Genomic DNA, 17,435 nt, shown 5'->3' with positions numbered 1-17,435 from the left:
CGACCGACGATGCAAACACTTCGGCAAACACTGACTTCACGACCCGCTCTCACCGCGGCCGGCCTGCTGGCGCTGGCGGCGCTGCTGTGGCTCGCCACCGCCCTGCTCGGCCTGCCGTCGGCCTGGGCCTGGACCATCTTCCTGCTCGCGCTGCTCGGCGTGGGCGCCGCCTGGGGCTGGCGCCGCTACCGGCGCCAGCAGGCCGGCGTGCAGCTGGGCGACATGCTCGAACAGCAGGCCACGGTGGCCACCAGCGCGCCGAAGGCGAATCCGGCCCAGCGCCAGGAACAGGAAGAGATCCGCAGCCGCATGCTGGACGCGATCTCCACCATCAAGGGCTCGAAACTGGGCCAGCTGTCGGGCGACGCCGCCCTCTACGAGCTGCCCTGGTACATGATCATCGGGAACCCGGCGGCGGGAAAAAGCACCGCGATCGCCAGCTCCGGCTTGCAGTTCCCCTTCGCCGACAGCAAGATCGTGCACGGCGTCGGCGGCACCCGCAACTGCGACTGGTTCTTCACCACCGACGGCATCCTGATCGACACCGCCGGCCGCTACTCGGTGCAGGAAGAAGACCGCGCCGAGTGGTTCGGCTTCCTCGCGCTGCTGAAGAGGTACCGCAAGAAAGCGCCGATCAACGGCGTCATCATCGCCGCCAGCGTGGCCGAGCTGACGGGGAATCGCCCCGAGTTCGCGATCAACCTGGCCAAGAACCTGCGCCAGCGCGTGCAGGAGCTGACCGAGAAGCTCGAGGTGCACGCGCCGGTCTACGTGGTCTTCACCAAGGCCGACCTGATCACCGGCTTCAACGAATTCTTCCAGGACGCCGAGCGCGGCGAGCGTGACCGGATCTGGGGCGCGACCCTGCCCTACAGCCAGAACGTCACCGGCCAGCAGGTGCTGGACCAGTTCGATGCCCGCTTCGACGAGCTGTACGAGGGCCTGAAGGACATGAGCGCGGCGAACATGGCGCTGCAGTGGCGCGAACGCATGCCGCCCGGCGTGTTCACCTTCCCGCTCGAATTCTCCAACATCAAGGGACCGCTGCGCGCCTTCATCGCCACCCTGTTCGAAGAAAACCCCTTCCAGTTCAAGCCGGTGTTCCGCGGCTTCTACTTCACCAGCGCGCTGCAGGAAGGCGAGCCGGTGTCGGTGTCGTCCGAGCGCGTGGCGCGCCGCTTCGACATCAAGCTGCAGCCGCACGAGGAAGGCGAAGTCCAGCAGCAGCAGGGCTACTTCCTGCTCAATCTCTTCCGCAAGGTGATCTTCGCCGACAAGGACCTGGTGGCGCAGTACGCGAGTCCCGCCAAGATCCGCATGCGCTACGCCGCCTTCATCGCCTGCGTGGCGGTGGCCGGCCTGGCGCTGGGCGGCTGGACCTGGTCGACCATGAACAACCGCCAGCTGGTCGCCAACGTCGAGGCCGACCTGGCCCAGGCCGCGCGGGTGCAGGCCAAGCGGGTCGACCTGCAGTCGCGCTTCGAGGCGCTGCAGATCCTGCAGGACCGCATCGAGCAGCTGGAACGATACAGAGAGGACCGGCCGCTGTCCCTGAGCCTGGGCCTGTACCAGGGCGACTACCTGGAGCGCAAGCTGCGCGAGGAATACTTCAGCGGCGTGCGCGAAGTGATGCTCAAGCCCGTCGGCGAATCGCTGGAAGGCTTCCTGACGGAGGTGAACCGCAACGCGGCCGCGCTGCAGCCGTCGGCGCGCGCCGGCAGCGCCAGCGACGCCGCCGCCCAGACCGCGGCCCAGGCCTCGCAGCAGTTCAAGGATTCCTCGCCGACCAGCAGCGAGGACGCCTACAACGCCCTGAAGACCTACCTGATGCTGTCCGATCCGGCGCGCGCCGAAGGCGCCCACCTGAACGACCAGCTGACCCGCTTCTGGCGCAACTGGCTCGACGCCAACCGCGGCGCCATGCCGCGCGAGGAGATGATCCGCGGCGCCGAGCGCATCATCACCTTCTACCTGTCGCAAATCCAGGACGTGTCCTGGCCGCGCCTGGAGCCGAAGCTGGCGCTGGTCGACCAGACCCGCGACAACCTGCGCCGCGTGGTGCGCGGCATGCCGGCGCGCGAGCGTGTCTACGCCGACGTCAAGGCGCGCGCCGCCACCCGCTTCCCGACCATGACGGTAGCCCGCATCGTCGGCGAGCATGACAAGGAGCTGGTGCTGGGCAGCTATGCGATCCCCGGCACCTTCACGCGCGAGGCCTGGGAAGGTTTCGTGCAGGATGCCTTCCGCGACGCCGCCAACCGCGAACTGCAAAGCGCCGACTGGGTCCTGAAGACGGCGTCAAAGGACGACCTGACCCTGGAAGGCAGCCCCGAACAGATCCAGAAGTCGCTGGTGGAGCTGTACAAGAACGACTACGCCAAGGAATGGCAGCGCTTCCTGCAGGGCGTGACGATCCAGGACCTGGCCAGCTTCGAGGCCGCCGCCGGCGCCATGAACCGCCTGGGCGACCCGCAGACCTCCCCCATCGGCAAGCTGGTGACCACGGTCTACCAGCAGACTTCCTGGGACAACCCGACCCTGGTCGACGCCGGCCTGCAGCAGGCCCAGCGCGGCGTGATGGCCTGGTTCAAGGAGACCGTCCTGCGCCAGAAGCCGTCGCAGGTGAACATCAACATCCCGGCCGGCACGCCGCGGAACACCGCCCTGCCGCTCGGGCCCGTCGGTCGCGAGTTCGCGGGCGTGGCGCGCATGGTGGTCGCCAAGGACAACAACGCGTCCCTGATGCGCGGCTACATGGACCAGATGTCCAAGCTGCGCAGCCGCTTCAACACCATCAGGAACCAGGGCGACCCCGGCCCCGGCGCCAAGCAGCTGATGCAGCAGACCCTGGACGGCAGCGGCTCGGAACTGGCCGACGCCCTCAAGTACGTGGACGAGCAGATGCTGATCGGGATGAGCGACAGCCAGAAGGCGGCCATTCGCCCGCTGCTGGTGCGCCCGCTGATGCAGAGCTTCGCGGTGATCGTCAAGCCGACCGAACTCGAGATCAACAAGGTATGGGCGGCCCAGGTGGTGCAACCCTTCCGCCAGAACCTGGCGCCGAAATACCCGTTCGCGGTGGAGTCGCGCCTGGAAGCGAGCAACCAGGAGATCGGCGAGATCTTCGGACCGGGCGGCGCGATCGCCAAGTTCTTCGACACCACCATCGGCCCGCTGGTGGTGCGCCGCGGCGACGTGCTGGCGGCCAAGACCTGGGCCGACATGGGCATCCACCTGGCGCCCACCGTGGTGGCCAGCTTCCCGGGCTGGATCGCGCCGCTGTCCGCCAACGGCGTGGCCACCGTGGCCGCCACCAGCGGCGGCGAGGAACAGACCATGTTCGACCTGCAGGCCCTGAGCGCGGTCGGCGCCACCGAGTTCACCATCGAGATCGACGGCCAGGCGCTGCGCTGGCGCGGCCAGGCCCAGCCCTGGGTCCACATGGCCTGGCCCAGCAGCTTCGGCACGCCGGGCGCGCGCATCACCGCGATCACCCCGCAGGGCCGCAGCGTGACCCTGTTGAACGAGCCGGGCCGCACGGGCCTGAAGAGCATGATCGAATCCTCGAGCCGCAAGAAGAAGGATGGCGGCGTGTTCGAGCTGACCTGGTCGAACGAAGGCGTGAGCGTGTCGGCCAACCTGAAGGTGATCGGCACCCGCAAACCGGCCGCGGCCCCCGCGCCGGCGCCGGGCGCGAACAGCGCCGGCTTCAAGCGCCTGCGCCTGCCGGACACCGTGGTCGCCGCGCCAGCCGCCATCATCGCCACCGCCGGAGCCGCCCAATGAGCCGTCTCGCATCGAACGCCGGCGCCGCCGGCGCCCACCTTGCATCCGTCGGCTACTTCGGCAAGGTGCCGAGCCGGGGCGACTTCATCAAGGCCAGCGACAACCCGGCCCTGCTCAAGATCCTCGACGACTGGCTGGCCCGCTCGATGGACTTGCTCAGCAGCGACGCGCGCTGGAAGCTCAGCTACGACGCGATGGCGCCGCTGCACTTCGCCATCATCGGCCCGCGCCGCCGCCATGCGATCGCGGGCCACATCGTGGCCAGCAGCGACCAGTCGAGCCGGCGCTTCCCCTTCCTCATGATGAGCACCCTGGAGGTGAACGAGCCGGCCGAATTCGTGCCGGACGCGCCGCTGGTGCTGAACCGCCTGTGGAACCGCCTCGAAACCTTGAGCGCCGGCGTGCTCAAGGCCGCGGATGCCACCGCGCCGCTGCAGGCCGCCACCAGCCAGGCGATCGAGGTCGACCTGCGCACCGCCGCCTACGACGCGGCCTTCGCTGACTTCCTCGAGATGCAGACCGTCGGCGGCCTGCAGGCCATGCTGGCCCAGGCCGGCTTCAAGGGCACGGTGCGCCTGCTGCTGCTGGCGCTGGGCATGCTGCTGCAGCCGGTGCTGGCCAGCAGCTCCAGCCGCCTGGAAAAGAGCCTGCTGCTGCCGCTGCCGCGCGACCCGATGTACCGTAGCCTGGTGGCGGCGTTCTGGATGCACCTGATCACGCCTTTCCTGGCGCGCGCCGACTTCGAGCTGGCGCTGTTCCTGACCCGCATGAACGAGCGTCCGGCCCTGGTGCTGGGCTTTTCCGGCGCCTCGGCCCAGACCCTGCAGGCCATCATCGACCCGCACGCCGCGCTGGAGCGCCACATCACCTTCGACGAACTCGATTGGGTCGAGGACCAGGTCAACGACGACTACGCCGTGCGCAAGCTGTCGACCTACCTGGCCCAGGACGAGCTGTCGCTCAAGTCCGCCCTCGATTCGCTCGGCACCGCTTTTATCGGAACCTAGACATGGCACGATTCTTCCCTCCCCTCCTGCTGGCGCTGCTGTTCGGCGTCGCCGACCCGGCACTGGCCCAGGCGCCGCAACCCGGCCAGGTGCTGGCCGCCGGCACCGTCCCCGACGAAGCCACCAAGGCCGCCGTGCTGGCGCGCCTGCGCGAACTGTACGGCGCCGAGCGCGTGGTCGACCAGATCGCGATCGGCCAGGTGGCCGTGCCGGCCAACTGGAACGGCTATGTGCAAAAGCTGCTGTCGCCCGACCTGAAGCAGATCAGCCGCGGCCAGCTGAAGATCGACGGCACCACGGTCAGCCTGCGCGGCGAAGTCGCCAACGAGGGCCTGCGCCAGAAGATCGCGGGCGACGTCGCCGCCAGCCTGAACCCGACCTACACCGTCAACAACGGCCTGCGCGTGTCCAGCAACGAGCAGGGCATCCTGGACAGCGCGCTGGCCAACCGCGTGGTGGAATTCGAAAGCGGCAAGGCGGCCCTGACGCCCAGCGGGCGGGCGATCCTGGACGAGATGATCGCCGCCATGCAGAAGGTGAAAGGGCGCAAGGTCGAGATCATCGGCCACACCGACAACGTCGGCCTGCGCGCCACCAACCAGGGCCTGAGCCAGGCGCGCGCCGAGGCGGTGAAGGCCTATATGGCCAGCCACGGCATCAACGGCGAGCTGCTCACCGCGTCCGGCCAGGGCTCGGACCGTCCGGTGGCCAGCAACGACACCACCGAGGGACGGGCGCGCAACCGCCGCATCGAATTCCGCATCGCACAGTAAAAGCACAAGGATCACGCATGTTCAACGCCGAAGACCTCCTTCAGCCCATCAGCCCGGAGCGCCCCGCCGGCGCCGACCTGAGTTTTTCCGCCGACATGGACGCCATCGTCCACGCCCGCAAGTTCGACGACCCTTCGCTCGACCAGGGCGAATGGGTGACCGAACTGAAGGAAGCCGACTGGGATTTCGTCGTCAAGCGCAGCAGCGCCCTGCTTTCCAATACCAGCAAGGACCTGCGCCTGGGGGTGTGGCTGACCGAGGCGGCCGCCAAGCGCCATTACCTGGCGGGGCTGGCCGAGGGCTTGCGCGTGGTCGGCGGCCTGGTGGAACGCTTCTGGGACCAGGGACTGTACCCGGAAGCGGAGGACGGCGACCAGGAGCAGCGCATCGGCAACCTGGCCTGGATCCTGGCGCGCATCCCCGGCCTGCTGAAGGAGATCCCGGTCACCGACGGCAACGGCAGCGCCTGGACCCTGCTCGACTTCGACGTCGCGCGCAAGGCCAACCTGGACGACGGCCGCCGCCTGGCCGAGATGGAAGCGGCGCGCCGCGCCGCCAGCACCGCCTTCCGCAGTGCCTTTGCCGCGGGCGCCCAGGCTTGCATGGACGCGCTGCTCGACCTGGAACGCGCGGCCGACGCGCGCCTCGGCAACGAGGCGCCGGCCTTTGTCGCCGCGCGCGACGCGGTGCAGGACCTGATCCGCACCATGCCGGCGCCGGACGAGCCGGCAACGGCCGCACCGGCGCAGCAAGCCTCGACGGGTACGCCGTCCACAGCGCAGCCGCAAGCGGCGGCGGCGCCGGCCGGTCCGCCGGGCGCGATCACGACCCGCCAGCAAGCCATCACCCAGCTGCGCGCCATCGCCGACTTCTTCCGCCGCACCGAGCCGCACAGCCCGGTATCCTACTTCGCCGACAAGGCGGCCAATGCCGGCGAACAGGACCTGCACACCTGGCTGCGTTCGGTCGTCAAGGATTCGGCTTCGCTGGCGCACATCGAGGAAATGCTGGGGGTGCAGCAGCAGGACGGTTGATGCGCGGCCGGCCACGGGTTCATGCCCCTGCCCCTACCCATACCCACAGTCCACGGTCACCGTCGATATCCGGAAGGCGTTCTCCGGCGGCGGGCCGGCAACGCAAGGCGATGCGTTCGGCCGCGATATACCATCCGGGCGCGGGGCACGCGGCCCCGGTGGGAGCGGCAACGATCCCCCACCCGGCCAGCTCCTCCGGCGGCATGTCCACGCCAAGGGCATGCACGCGTGCGACCAGCTTCAATTCGTCGATGGCCCGGCGCAGCGCCACGAAGAAATCCCAGTCGCCGAGGTCCTCGTCCGGCACATACGTGAACAGGCTGACCGAATACAGCAGCAGGTACTTGCCCGAGTCGTAAGTCACCTCGATCAGCGGCGCAGGGGTGAAGCAATCGCGCAGGCTGAAGGTGCTCATGTTGGGGAGCGGGCTGCCGTCGCCATGCACCGCGTCAATCAGGTCGGCGCTCACGCTGGGCATCAGGTCGACGATGCGGCCGCGCGCGTCGCGCCGAAACAGGCTGAAACGCCGCCCGGACGGCTCCCTGAACACCAGCTCCTCGCCCGCCGTCCAGTAGCAGCAATAGCGCCGCCCGTCCTCGATGGTATAGCTGCCCCGGAGCGGTTCGCCGATGCGCTGGACCAGCGTCATGGCCCCGGCCGGCGGCGCCCCCTCTTCCGGCGCCGGTTCCCAACGGCCGGTCGCGTCATCGAACGCGATGATGTCGTCGGCGGCGTGGTGCCGGTACAGCCAGACCACATTCACTACGCGGCCGGCGCGGCCGCCATCGACTGCACGCCGAGCTGCTCGAACAGGGAACGCACCTCCCCGGCGTTCTCGCGCCGGAGCAGCGCGAACGACTGGTATTCGTCGAACGGCGAGATGGCCGCCAGGGTCCAGCCCAGCGGCGCCAGGCGCCGGTCGAACCAGGCCAGCACCGCGCCGGAAAAGTCGTCGCTGCGGAACACCCGGCGCGATTCCTCGGCGCTCGCATACGGCAGCGCGGCGCCCAGCAATGCATTGACCTCAGCCACCCCTTCTTCGCCGAAGGTCTTCCACTCCCAGCCGGCCAGGCGGCTCGATTGCGCCAGCACGGCGTGGATCGCGCCTGCCAGGTCCTCGCGCGCGAACGCATCCTGCGGCGCCGCGTCGACGGGATCGTGGCGGAACAGCGCCGCCATCGTCTCGTCCCACAGCGCGGCCACGTCAATCCGCTCGAGCCGCTCGGCCAGCCGCATCGGCCGCGCGACCCGGGCCAGGCGCTGCGACAGGTCTTCCTCGTCGTCCTCGTCCAGCGCGTATTCGTCACTGCGCTCGCCGTCCGGAATGCGCAGCACGACACGCAGGGCATCGCCGGCGAGCGCCAGGTGATAGGAACGGTAATCCGTGTAATCCGTCCCGATTTCCAGCACACCGTCCTCGAAAGTGTGCACCACCCGGTCGATCTCGTCGTAACAGGTCACCGGCTGCTGCGCGCTCGACCTGGCGGTGTCGATCAGGTAGACGGCGTCGTCATGGAATGGATGGCGCGCGTCTTCCATCGTCAGGCAATCGCGTAGCTGAACTTGCCGTCCGCATCGGCGGTCACCGCGATGCGCTCGATCGCCCCGCCCTCGGCCATGCGCGCCAGCACCGACTCCGCCACCTCCGGCAGCAGGGTGCCGTTCAGGATGTTGTCGACATTGCGCGCGCCGGAATCGACTTCGGTGCAGCGCGCCAGCACCGCTTCCACCAGCGCCTCGTCGTACTCGAAGGCGGCCTTGTGGTTGGCGGCGATGCGCTCGCCGATGCGGCGCAGTTTCAGCTCGATGATGTTGGCCAGCACGTCGTCCGACAGCGGATAGTAGGGCACGACTTTCAGGCGGCCCAGGAAGGCCGGCTTGAACTGCTTGACGAGATAAGGCCGGATCATCTCTTCGAGCGCATCGGACGCCGGCAGCGCTTCCTCGGCCTTGTTCAGGCAGGCCTGCATCATCACGCTGGACGCGACGTTCGAGGTCAGGATGATGATGGTGTTGCGGAAGTCGATCTCGCGCCCCTCCGCATCGTCCATCACGCCCTTGTCGAAGACCTGGAAGAACAGCTCCATCACGTCCGGGTGCGCCTTTTCCACTTCGTCGAGCAGCACCACGCTGTAGGGGGTGCGCCGCACCGCCTCGGTCAGCACGCCGCCTTCGCCGTAGCCGACGTAGCCCGGGGGCGAGCCTTTCAGGCCGGAGACGCTGTGCGCTTCCTGGTATTCGCTCATGTTGATGGTGATGAGTTTACGCTCGCCGCCATACAGCACGTCAGCCAGCGCCAGCGCGGTTTCCGTCTTGCCGACACCCGAGGGGCCGACGAACAGGAACACGCCTTTCGGCTTGTTGGGGTCGTCCAGGTTGGCGCGCGCGGTGCGCACGCGCTGGGCCACCGCCTCGATCGCATGCGGCTGGCCGATCACGCGTTCTTCCAGCATGGGCTTCAGGTTCAGGACGGTCTTGATCTCGTCCTTGACCATCTTCCCGAGCGGGATGCCGGTCCAGCCGGCGACGATCTCGGCCACCACATGGCCGTCGACCTGCACCGGGACCATCGGCGTCTCGCCCTGCAGCGCGCGCAGTTCTACCGCCAGCGCCTGCACATCCCCGCCCTTGCCCTCGCCCGCCTCGATGGCGCGGCGCGCTTCCACGATGCGGCTGCTGAGCGCCTTTTCGCTTTCCCAGCGCGCGCCCAGGGTGGCATGCCGGTCCTGCAGGGACGCCGCCTCGCGTTCCAGCTCCTCGAGGCGCGCCCCATGCTGGCTGCCGCTGGCCTGCTCGCGCCTGAGCGCGGCGGCTTCGGCCTCGATCCGTTCCAGGCGCCGCGCCGTGTCTTCGATGGGGGCCGGCGTCGCGTTCTGGCCCAGCGCCACCTTGGCGCAGGCGGTGTCCAGCACGCTGATCGCCTTGTCCGGCAGCTGGCGGCCCATGATATAGCGGTGCGATAAACGTACTGCCTCGGTGATCGCCTCGTCGTAGATGCGCACGCCGAAATGCTGCTCCATCAGCGGCGCCATCCCGCGCAGCATGGCGCAGGCCAGTTCCTCGCTCGGCTCCTCGACCTTGATCACCTGGAAGCGGCGCGCCAGCGCGGCATCCTTTTCGAAATACTTCTTGTACTCGCCCCAAGTGGTGGCCGCAATGGTGCGCAGTTCGCCGCGCGCCAGCGCCGGTTTCAGCAGGTTGGCGGCGTCGTTCTGGCCGGCGGCGCCGCCGGCGCCGATCATGGTGTGGGCTTCGTCGATGAAGAGGATGATCGCGTGCGGACTCTTTTTCACTTCGTCGATCACGTTCTTGAGGCGGTTCTCGAACTCGCCCTTCACCGAGGCGCCGGCCTGCAGCAGGCCCATGTCGAGGGTGTGGATCTCGACGCCCTTGAGCACGTCCGGCACGTCACCCTGGGCGATGCGCAGGGCAAGCCCCTCGACCACGGCGGTCTTGCCGACGCCCGCCTCGCCGGTCAGGATCGGGTTGTTCTGGCGCCGCCGCATCAGGATGTCGACCGCCTGGCGGATTTCCATGTCGCGCCCGATCACCGGGTCGACCTTGCCGTCGCGCGCGCGCTGCGTCAGGTTGGTGGTGAACTGGTCGAGCGCCGGCGTCTTCGATGCCGCGCCCGTCGTCAGCTCGCCGACCGGGTCGCTGCCTTCCTCGGCTTTCGGCTCCACGCTCACGGCTTCCTGCGAGCCGGCCGCCAGCTTGTCGAGATTGTGCTTGATCTGGTCGACGTCGAAGCGGTCGAACAGCCTGGAGCCGCGGTAGGCCAGCTGCGACAGTTCCGGATCGCTCAAGAGCGCCTGCAGCAGGTGACCGCTGCGGATCGCGGCGGGACGGCCGGCCGGGATGTCGAGCGAGGCGATCAGCCAGGCGTGCTCGAACAGCTTGGGCAGGCGCGCCGAGAACACGGGCGTACGCGTATTGCCGGTCTTGAGGCGCGCGACCTCGGCCTGCAAATCGGCTTCCAGCATGCCGGCCGCGATGCCGCTCTGGCGCGCGATGATGGCGAAGTCGCTCTTCGGCTGCTCCAGCAGCGCCAGGAACAGGTGCTCGAGATCGACCTCGTACTGGCCGGCGGCCACGCACAGCCCGGCGGCGCGGGTGGCGGCATTGCGGCAGGTGTCGTTCAGTTTGCCGATCAGGGTCTTCAGGTTCAGGCTCATGCCGAGGTTCCTTGCAGGTCGATAGGATTAATCGGTAGTGTCATAGCGCGTGGACGTCGTAGCGCACGTCGTCACGGTCCGGCATCGGCGAGTCCTGTTCGGCGCTCACCATGAAACTGTCCCAACCGAGGCGGCCGGCGCCGATGCCGTTCTCGGGGTCGAGCAGGGTCGGGCGCACGTCTTCGCCGTGCAGCACCAGCTGGATCTCGTATTCGAGCGTCACGCCGGTCATCATCGACAGCATGCTGGACAGCGCCCGCGCCGCCTTGCCGCCCGGGAGAAAGGCATCGAAGCGGCTGCGCCGCAGCGGGCCGACCACGATGCGCATGCACAGGTCGCGCTGCCACACGCGGGTGCCCGCCATCGCGCCCGCGCCCAGCAGCGACGCCCCGTACCCCAGGCGGCTCTGCTGCTCCTCTGGCACGTCGTACCAGCGCCCGACGAACTGCTCGGCCCTGACCTGCTCGCCGAAGTACTCGGACAGCACGCGCGCGATCTGCACCGCGGACGCCGGCTTGTGGCGGATGCTGGTGCCGAAGTAGCCGATCGATTCGTCCAGCAGCTCGCCGTGGCTCTCGTCGATGAAGCGCCGGCGCAGCGCCTGCGGGCCCAGCCCCGCCAGCGACAGCAGCAGCGGCAGGAAGCCGTCGCGGCCCTCGACCTGGTACTTCAGCTCGAGCCGGTACTTGCGCCAGGCTTCGTAGAACAACGCCAGCGAGCGGTTCGAGAAGGTGTCCAGAAAAGCGCGCGGCGCCTCGTCCTTATCGTGCAGCACCTGGCCGGCGATGCGCTCGGTGTAGTGGGCCGGCAGCGCGCCCGATCCGCCCAGCAGGCCCATGAAGGCCGGCGTGATGCGGATGTACTGCAGGCGCGGCGCCTCTTCGCCCTCAGGTACAACGCGGCCCGGCGCCGCCTCCGGCGGGTCGGCGCGCAGCGCTTCCAGCTCGCTGGCCGGGAAGCTCAGGCGGGTAGAGTTCTCGAAACGCAGGTGGCGCGCGACCGCGCCGGCGCCGACCAGGCCGTGGCGCTTGAACCAGAGTTCGAGCAGGCGCACCGCCTGAAAGTACTGGAAGCGCTGCGGCTGGGCGAACAGGCGCTGGATTACAGCAGGCTCGAATCGCCGCTTCGGGGGCTGCATTTGAATAGCTCTTCTCCGGTTTTGCTGGACACGACCACCAGTTGCGTGAAGCTGTTGGCGTGCACGTACAGGCCCAGGAAACGTTCCACCACGTGGGCGAAGGCATGGATGCCGCTGCCCACGAAGGCTTCCTCGTCGATGGCGAGGCGCACCTCCATGCCGCGCACCAGGCTGGCGAAGGGGTTCCCGGGCAGCCAGGCGTGGGTCGCCTTGTAGGCGATGGCCGCGATGCCGCCGACCTGGCGCTGCGAGGCGGGCGAGCGCGGCAGGTCGTACATGGCCAGCATCTCGCGGAAGGCTTCGACCCCGCCCTCGCTGAGCGAGAGGTGGTTCAGCGAGAGGTGCGAGATCAGGCGCCAGTGCGCGCCGCCGCCCTGCTCGAAGCGCTGCGAGATGGTCGGCTTGCGCAGGAAGGTGATGGCGCCGACGCGCGCGCCGCCCTCCATGAACAGGTCGCCGCCGCGCTGGCCCCAGGGCAGTAGCGCCGGCAGGTCGCGGTTGGTGCAGGTCAGCTCCAGGCTCAGGGTGTCGGTCTCGATCGCGGCCGGGTCGAAGTCGATGTCGACGATCGAGATCTCGGTCTCGTAGCCGGGGCTTTGCAGCGCCACCGTCGGGTCGCGCCGCATCACCCAGTAGTGGCCGTTCTTTTCCGGGGTCTGGCCGTGGCGCAGCGAATAGAAGGGGCGGAACCGGACGATCGATTCGCCCTGCGGCGTCTGGCGCACCAGGTTGACCGAATCGATCGACACCACCTCGTAGGCGAACGCGCGGCGCGCATCGGCCACCACCGGATAGCTGGCGCTGGTGTGGGTCAGGCGGATCGGTTCGCCGCGCTTCCTGAACAGGTTGACCACCGGGGTGCAGCCCAGGCGCAGGTTCTGGTTCGACAAGGTGCCCAGCATGCGCGCCAGGTTCGAATCGGCGCGAATGCCTGACACCGCCAGGTGCAGGGTCACCGCGCGGCACCCTGGCGGCAGGCGCGCGAGCAAGGCGTCGGTATCGATGTCGACGAAGTTGAATTTTTCCGGGAAGCTGAAGTATTCGGTCAGCAGGCGGTAGGCCGCGTGCGAGCGCGCCGGGAAGTCGATCAGGCCGTCCGCCTCGTCGAAGCCGGCCGGCAGCAGGGGCACGGCGTCGAGCTGGATCCAGCGCCCGCTGGCGCCGTCCTCGGCCCAGGCGGACACGCTGCGCATGAACAGCGCGTCGCGCAGCGCGGCGCAGAACGAGGCTTCGCCGTCGAGGAAGACGCGCAGCTTGCCGAGGCCAAGCTGGCGCAGGCCGGCCTGGGGCGAGCTGCCGGTGAGGGTGATGCTGATGCCGGCCCCGGCGCCGGGCGGCAGGCGCACCGCGGCAGGCGCTTCCAGGATCGGGTTGAAGCCGGCCGCGGTCAAGGCGACCGGCGCCACCGTGACCGGATAGGCGGTCCTGAAACTGCAGTCGGCGCCGCGCACCTTGCGGCTGGTGAGCACGGTGCCGCGTTCGACGCGGGTGGCGCTGCTCAGCTGGCTGGCGGCCGCGGCGTAGTCCATCTGCACGATCGAGCACGATGGGAACGGCTGCAGGTAGTGCGGGTACAGCACCGCGAACAGCGCTTCGGTGAATTCGGGGTAGTCGTCGTCCAGGCGCTTGGCCACGCGCGCATTGAGCAGGGCGAAAGCCTGGATCATGCGTTCGATGTGCGGGTCCTCGCACACCTCGCCGCCCATCAGGAGGCGTCCGGCGATCTTCGGGTAGCGCTCCGAGAATTCGCGCGAGTAGCGGCGCAGGAACCCCAGTTCGCTTTCGTAGTACGGCAGCAGTTCTTCCATCTAGACTCCTGCCGCGCGGCGCCCCCGGCTGATCGTGTAATGCTGGCTGGTGGGTTGCAGCACGGCGTCGAAATTGACCGGCTCCTGGGCGGCATGCACCACCAGCAGCGCCGTGATCGAGAAATTCAGGCAGTTGACCGCGTCGTCGCGCAGTTCCAGCGAGGCGCGCACATTGCGCAGGCGCGGTTCGTGGCGCGCGATGGCCGCCTCGAGGCAGGCGCAGATGTGGGCGCGGTCGTCGAAGCTCGAGAGCGAGCGGCCGGCGAAATCCCGAAGACCGTAGGTCACCAGCGAACGCCGGCACTCCGGGAACTGCTTCTGCGCCAGCTCCGGCATGGCGACGCGGGTGTTGAGGAGCGCTTCGAGATCGCGCGCGACCGAGTCCTTCAGTTCTTCGATCGACATGCGCAGGGGAGAAGCGCTGCGGCTGCCATGCGCGGGCCCGTCCATCAGGCGGTCCATCAGTCCCGGAACGTAGCCCTGCATGCCCTCCTCCCCTTGTTCGCGGCCGGTCAGGCGGTCTTGTTGGCCGACAGGTCCCAGCCGCCCGAGGTGTTGCCGCCGGCGCCGCCGCCGACCTTCTGCTGGGTGTACTTCCACTTGACCTTGGAGTACTTCAGCTTCAGGTCTTCGGTCAGGATGTCGCCCGGCTGCACCGACGGCGCCACGCTGCTGATCAATACGTTCTCGAGCTCGATCTCGAAGTACTTGACGCGCTCGCCCTGGCCGTCGGCGCGCAGGAATTCCAGCTTGGCCTTCGGCAGGGTCTTGCCCGACGAGCAGTTCTGCAGCAGCAGCGGGGTGGCCAGGTCGGCCAGCTTGGAGATCACGATATCCTTGTGCTCGGTGCGCTCGGCGGTGTGGCCGCCGCCGGTGGAGGCGGTCGCCGACTTCGGCTGCAGCACTTCCCAGTTGACGGACTTCACCTCGATCCAGTCCTTGTGGCCGGAGTCGGCGGATTCGCCCTTGATCCCGTCGATTTGGAGGTAGACGTCGATTGCCATGGTGTTCCTTTCAGATGTAGTGAACGATTACGCGGTTACGATTTGGTCGATGCGGGAAGCTCCGCGACCAGTCGGAGGGAAACGGACAGCTCGTCGAGCTGGAAGTGCGGACGCAGGAAGGAGACCGCGCGGTACACGCCTGGACGTCCCGGCACTTCCGACACCTGCACCGACGCTTCGCGCAGCGGGAACTGCGCCTTCTGCTCCTGGCTCGCGTTGTCGTCCAGCAGGACGTACTGCGCCAGCCAGCGGTTCAGGAAATCCTCGACGTTCGACGCGGCGGCGAAGCTGCCGATCTTGTCGCGCATCATGGCTTTCATGTAGTGGGCGATGCGCGACACCGCGAAGATGTATTGCAGCTGGGACGACAGCACCGCATTCGCATTGGCCGCATCCGAGTTGTATTTCTTGGCCTTCTGGGCCGACTGGGCGCCGAAGAAGGCGGCGTAGTCGGTGTTCTTGCAGTGGACCAGCGAGATGAAGCCGAGGTCCGACAGTTCCTTCTCGCGGCGGTCGGTGATCGCGATCTCGGTCGGGCATTTCAGCGCGACTTCGCCCTCGTCGGTCTTGAAGGTGTGGGTCGGCAGGTTCTCGACCAGGCCGCCGCCTTCCACGCCGCGGATCGCCGCGCACCAGCCGAAGTCCTCGAATGCGGCGGTGAGCTTGGTGGCGAAGGCATAGGCCGCGTTGCACCACAGGTATTTGTGGTGGTCGCTGCCGTCCACGTCCTCGACGAAGTTGAAGCCCTCGGTGGTGGCGCCGTCCAGCGGGTTGTACGGCAGGCGGCCCAGGAAGCGCGGCAGGGTCAAACCGACGTAGCGCGCGTCTTCCGACTCGCGGAACGACTTCCACTTGGCGTATTCGACGGTGTCGAAGACCTTGGCCAGGTCGCGCGGGCGGCCCAGGTCCGCATAGGTCTCGAGGCCGAACAGCTCCGGCGAGGCGGCCGAGATGAAGGGCGCGTGGGCGGCGGCCGCCACGTGCGACATCTGCTCGACGAAGTACATGTCTTCCGGCTGGCGCGTGATCTCGTAGTCGCCGATCAGGGCGCCGAAGGGCGCGCCGCCGAAGGTGCCGAATTCCTCTTCGTAGACCTTCTTGAACATGGTGCTCTGGTCGAACTCGAGCGCGCTCTGGAAGTCCTTGACCAGCTCGCGCTTGGTCGCGTTGAGCATCTTGATCTTGAGGTTGGTGCTGGTGGCGCTGTTCTTGACCAGGTAGTGCAGGCCGGTCCAGCTGGATTCCAGCTTCTGGAACTCGGGCGCGTGCATGATGGCGGAGAGCTGTTCCGAGATCATCTGGTCGAGTTCGGCCACGCGCGCATCGATGGTGGCGGCCAGGTTGTTCGACACCACCACGGTGCCGTCCAGCACCTGGCTCACCAGTTCGGAGATCAGGTCCTTGGCGCGCGCATGCTCGGTGCTCGACTTGGCCACCTTGCTCTGCTCGACGATCTGGTCGAGCAGCGCGGTCTCGTTGGTTTGCGCGCTTGTTTGCATGACTTCGGCATTGACGCCTGGCGTGACTACGGCGGACATGTCAGTCTTCCTTCTTGACGTTGGCTTGCTGGCCCAGCTCGGCCAGTTTCTCGGTGCTGTTCAGGACGTCGCTCAGGAGATCCTCGAGCTTGTCGTTGCCGGCCATCTTGTTGCGCAGGTCGGCCAGCTTGGTGCGCGCTTCCAGGAGTTTGCGCAGCGGCTCGACCTGCTCCACCACGGCTTCGGGACGGAAGTCGTCGAGCGAGCGGAAGGTCAGGTCCACGCCGATCCGGCTGTCGTCCTTGGCCAGGGTGTTCTCGACCGTGAAGGCGGTGCGCGGCTCGATGCCCTTCATGACCTCGTCGAAGTTGTCGCGGTCGACGTTGACGAAGCGGCGGTCCTTGAGGCGCTTCTGCTCCACCTCGGACTTGCCGGCGAAGTCGCCGACCACGCCCATCACGAAGGGCACTTCCTTGGATTCGATGGCGTCGCCGATCTCGACGTCGTAGGTCATCTGCACGCGCGGCGGACGGATCTTCTGCAGCCGCTTCTGGGCACTTTCGGACTTGGACATGGTTTCCTCTTGTGGTGGAGTCGTTGGAACTGCTTCAGTTCAGGCCCTCGAAGGGATTGGCGCCGGAGCTCGCGGTCTTGCCGCCCTTGGCCGGCTTCTTCGCGGTGCGGGTCGGGGCCTGCGGGCGTTCGCGCTCGCGCTCGCGCGCGGCCGGCGCGGGCGCCGGCGCCGGCGGCACCAGCACCGTCTCGCCCAGGTTCTCGCGCAGCAGCTTGGCCAGCTCCTGCGATTCGGTCCGGATCGAGCCGGACAGGTTGTTCTGGCGGCTCAGGTCTCCCAGCGCGCGCGTCGACAGGCGCAGGCCGCTGATGGCGACGATGCTGTTGGCCAGCTTGTCGTTGGGGTCGCGCACCAGCACCTCGAGCGCGGCCTGGATCGCGTCGCCATACTGGCCGGCCTCGTAGCGGGTCTGGGCGATGTGGGTCCAGGGGGTCTTTTCGGCCGGGTAAGCGGCGGCGCCCTGCTTCCACAGCGTGACCGCCTGCTCCTTGTTGCCGCTGGCGGCGGCCTGGCTGGCCTGCGCCAGCAGCTCGTCGAGCTTGGGCGGGCCGCTCGGCGCGGTCGGGGTGGAACTGCAGGCGCCGAGCAGCAGCGCCAGGCCGGCGGCGGCGCCGATGCGCTTCCATGCGGCAGGAATATAGAAAGTGCTGAGGGTCAT

14 protein-coding genes are annotated in these 17,435 nt (G+C 68.1%); 4 read left to right on the top strand and 10 right to left on the bottom strand.

Annotation, left to right across the window (positions count from 1 at the left end):
- The first annotated feature begins 9 nt into the window (after nt 1–9).
- The 4 genes from tssM to tssA are packed head-to-tail and all read left to right on the top strand — an operon-like array spanning nt 10 to nt 6,600.
- Nucleotides 10–3,786 (top strand): type VI secretion system membrane subunit TssM, encoded by a 3,777-nt coding sequence (gene tssM / locus LQ564_RS19195; RefSeq protein WP_231059718.1) that lies wholly within the window; start codon nt 10–12, stop codon nt 3,784–3,786.
- Nucleotides 3,783–4,793 (top strand): type VI secretion system-associated protein TagF, encoded by a 1,011-nt coding sequence (gene tagF, locus LQ564_RS19190; protein ID WP_231059717.1) that lies wholly within the window; start codon nt 3,783–3,785, stop codon nt 4,791–4,793. Before tssM ends, tagF begins: the two co-directional genes overlap by 4 nt.
- 2 nt (nt 4,794–4,795) lie before the next feature.
- Complete coding sequence (locus LQ564_RS19185) at nt 4,796–5,566, top strand: OmpA family protein (RefSeq protein WP_231059716.1); 771 nt, start codon at nt 4,796–4,798, stop codon at nt 5,564–5,566.
- Between the two features lie 17 nt (nt 5,567–5,583).
- On the top strand, nt 5,584–6,600 hold the full coding sequence (gene tssA / locus LQ564_RS19180; protein ID WP_231059715.1) for a type VI secretion system protein TssA: 1,017 nt from the start codon (nt 5,584–5,586) through the stop codon (nt 6,598–6,600).
- 19 nt (nt 6,601–6,619) lie between these two features.
- Here the strand turns inward: tssA and LQ564_RS19175 are convergent, their stop codons facing one another.
- From LQ564_RS19175 to LQ564_RS19130, 10 genes are read right to left on the bottom strand one after another with little or no spacing between them, the layout of a single operon-like run.
- Nucleotides 6,620–7,357 carry a hypothetical protein gene (locus tag LQ564_RS19175; RefSeq protein WP_231059714.1) on the bottom strand — a complete coding sequence of 246 codons (738 nt, stop codon included), beginning with the start codon at nt 7,355–7,357 and terminating at the stop codon, nt 6,620–6,622.
- Between the two features lie 5 nt (nt 7,358–7,362).
- Entirely contained in the window at nt 7,363–8,139 is a 777-nt protein-coding gene (locus LQ564_RS19170) for a DUF6630 family protein (RefSeq protein WP_231059713.1), read from the bottom strand.
- A gap of 2 nt (nt 8,140–8,141) precedes the next feature.
- Nucleotides 8,142–10,775 (bottom strand): type VI secretion system ATPase TssH, encoded by a 2,634-nt coding sequence (gene tssH / locus LQ564_RS19165; RefSeq protein ID WP_231059712.1) that lies wholly within the window; start codon nt 10,773–10,775, stop codon nt 8,142–8,144.
- 40 nt (nt 10,776–10,815) lie between these two features.
- Nucleotides 10,816–11,913, bottom strand: a complete 1,098-nt coding sequence (gene tssG, locus LQ564_RS19160; protein ID WP_231059711.1) for a type VI secretion system baseplate subunit TssG — start codon at nt 11,911–11,913, stop codon at nt 10,816–10,818.
- Nucleotides 11,877–13,721: a type VI secretion system baseplate subunit TssF gene (tssF, locus tag LQ564_RS19155; RefSeq protein ID WP_231059710.1), complete on the bottom strand. Its 1,845-nt coding sequence runs from the start codon at nt 13,719–13,721 to the stop codon at nt 11,877–11,879. The genes tssG and tssF overlap by 37 nt, the downstream gene beginning before the upstream one ends.
- Nucleotides 13,722–14,207: a type VI secretion system baseplate subunit TssE gene (tssE, locus tag LQ564_RS19150; protein WP_231059709.1), complete on the bottom strand. Its 486-nt coding sequence runs from the start codon at nt 14,205–14,207 to the stop codon at nt 13,722–13,724. It lies immediately after the preceding gene.
- A 26-nt stretch (nt 14,208–14,233) separates the two neighbouring features.
- The gene (locus LQ564_RS19145; RefSeq protein ID WP_231059708.1) at nt 14,234–14,725 is read right to left on the bottom strand and encodes an Hcp family type VI secretion system effector; all 492 of its coding nucleotides are present in this window, start codon (nt 14,723–14,725) and stop codon (nt 14,234–14,236) included.
- A gap of 35 nt (nt 14,726–14,760) precedes the next feature.
- Nucleotides 14,761–16,224 (bottom strand): type VI secretion system contractile sheath large subunit, encoded by a 1,464-nt coding sequence (gene tssC / locus LQ564_RS19140; RefSeq protein WP_231059837.1) that lies wholly within the window; start codon nt 16,222–16,224, stop codon nt 14,761–14,763.
- Between the two features lie 40 nt (nt 16,225–16,264).
- Nucleotides 16,265–16,777, bottom strand: a complete 513-nt coding sequence (tssB, locus tag LQ564_RS19135; protein ID WP_231059707.1) for a type VI secretion system contractile sheath small subunit — start codon at nt 16,775–16,777, stop codon at nt 16,265–16,267.
- A gap of 34 nt (nt 16,778–16,811) precedes the next feature.
- Entirely contained in the window at nt 16,812–17,435 is a 624-nt protein-coding gene (locus LQ564_RS19130) for a tetratricopeptide repeat protein (protein WP_231059706.1), read from the bottom strand.

Origin of the sequence: Massilia phyllostachyos (assembly GCF_021044825.1) — a bacterium.
Lineage (GTDB): Bacteria > Pseudomonadota > Gammaproteobacteria > Burkholderiales > Burkholderiaceae_D > Telluria > Telluria phyllostachyos.
The sequence above is the reverse complement of the archived record's forward strand: the minus strand, read 5'-3'. Positions and strand labels throughout refer to the sequence as shown.

What these genes read in the sequence shown, in the direction of transcription:
- tssG (WP_231059711.1), bottom strand. Translation starts at nt 11,913, where the DNA reads ATGCAGCCCCCGAAGCGGCGATTCGAGCCTGCTGTAATCCAGCGCCTG.
- tssF (WP_231059710.1), bottom strand. Translation starts at nt 13,721, where the DNA reads ATGGAAGAACTGCTGCCGTACTACGAAAGCGAACTGGGGTTCCTGCGC.
- tssE (WP_231059709.1), bottom strand. Translation starts at nt 14,207, where the DNA reads ATGCAGGGCTACGTTCCGGGACTGATGGACCGCCTGATGGACGGGCCC.
- tssM (WP_231059718.1), top strand. Translation starts at nt 10, where the DNA reads ATGCAAACACTTCGGCAAACACTGACTTCACGACCCGCTCTCACCGCG.
- tssB (WP_231059707.1), bottom strand. Translation starts at nt 16,777, where the DNA reads ATGTCCAAGTCCGAAAGTGCCCAGAAGCGGCTGCAGAAGATCCGTCCG.
- tssH (WP_231059712.1), bottom strand. Translation starts at nt 10,775, where the DNA reads ATGAGCCTGAACCTGAAGACCCTGATCGGCAAACTGAACGACACCTGC.
- tagF (WP_231059717.1), top strand. Translation starts at nt 3,783, where the DNA reads ATGAGCCGTCTCGCATCGAACGCCGGCGCCGCCGGCGCCCACCTTGCA.
- LQ564_RS19170 (WP_231059713.1), bottom strand. Translation starts at nt 8,139, where the DNA reads ATGGAAGACGCGCGCCATCCATTCCATGACGACGCCGTCTACCTGATC.
- LQ564_RS19145 (WP_231059708.1), bottom strand. Translation starts at nt 14,725, where the DNA reads ATGGCAATCGACGTCTACCTCCAAATCGACGGGATCAAGGGCGAATCC.
- LQ564_RS19130 (WP_231059706.1), bottom strand. Translation starts at nt 17,435, where the DNA reads ATGACCCTCAGCACTTTCTATATTCCTGCCGCATGGAAGCGCATCGGC.
- tssA (WP_231059715.1), top strand. Translation starts at nt 5,584, where the DNA reads ATGTTCAACGCCGAAGACCTCCTTCAGCCCATCAGCCCGGAGCGCCCC.
- LQ564_RS19185 (WP_231059716.1), top strand. Translation starts at nt 4,796, where the DNA reads ATGGCACGATTCTTCCCTCCCCTCCTGCTGGCGCTGCTGTTCGGCGTC.
- tssC (WP_231059837.1), bottom strand. Translation starts at nt 16,224, where the DNA reads ATGCAAACAAGCGCGCAAACCAACGAGACCGCGCTGCTCGACCAGATC.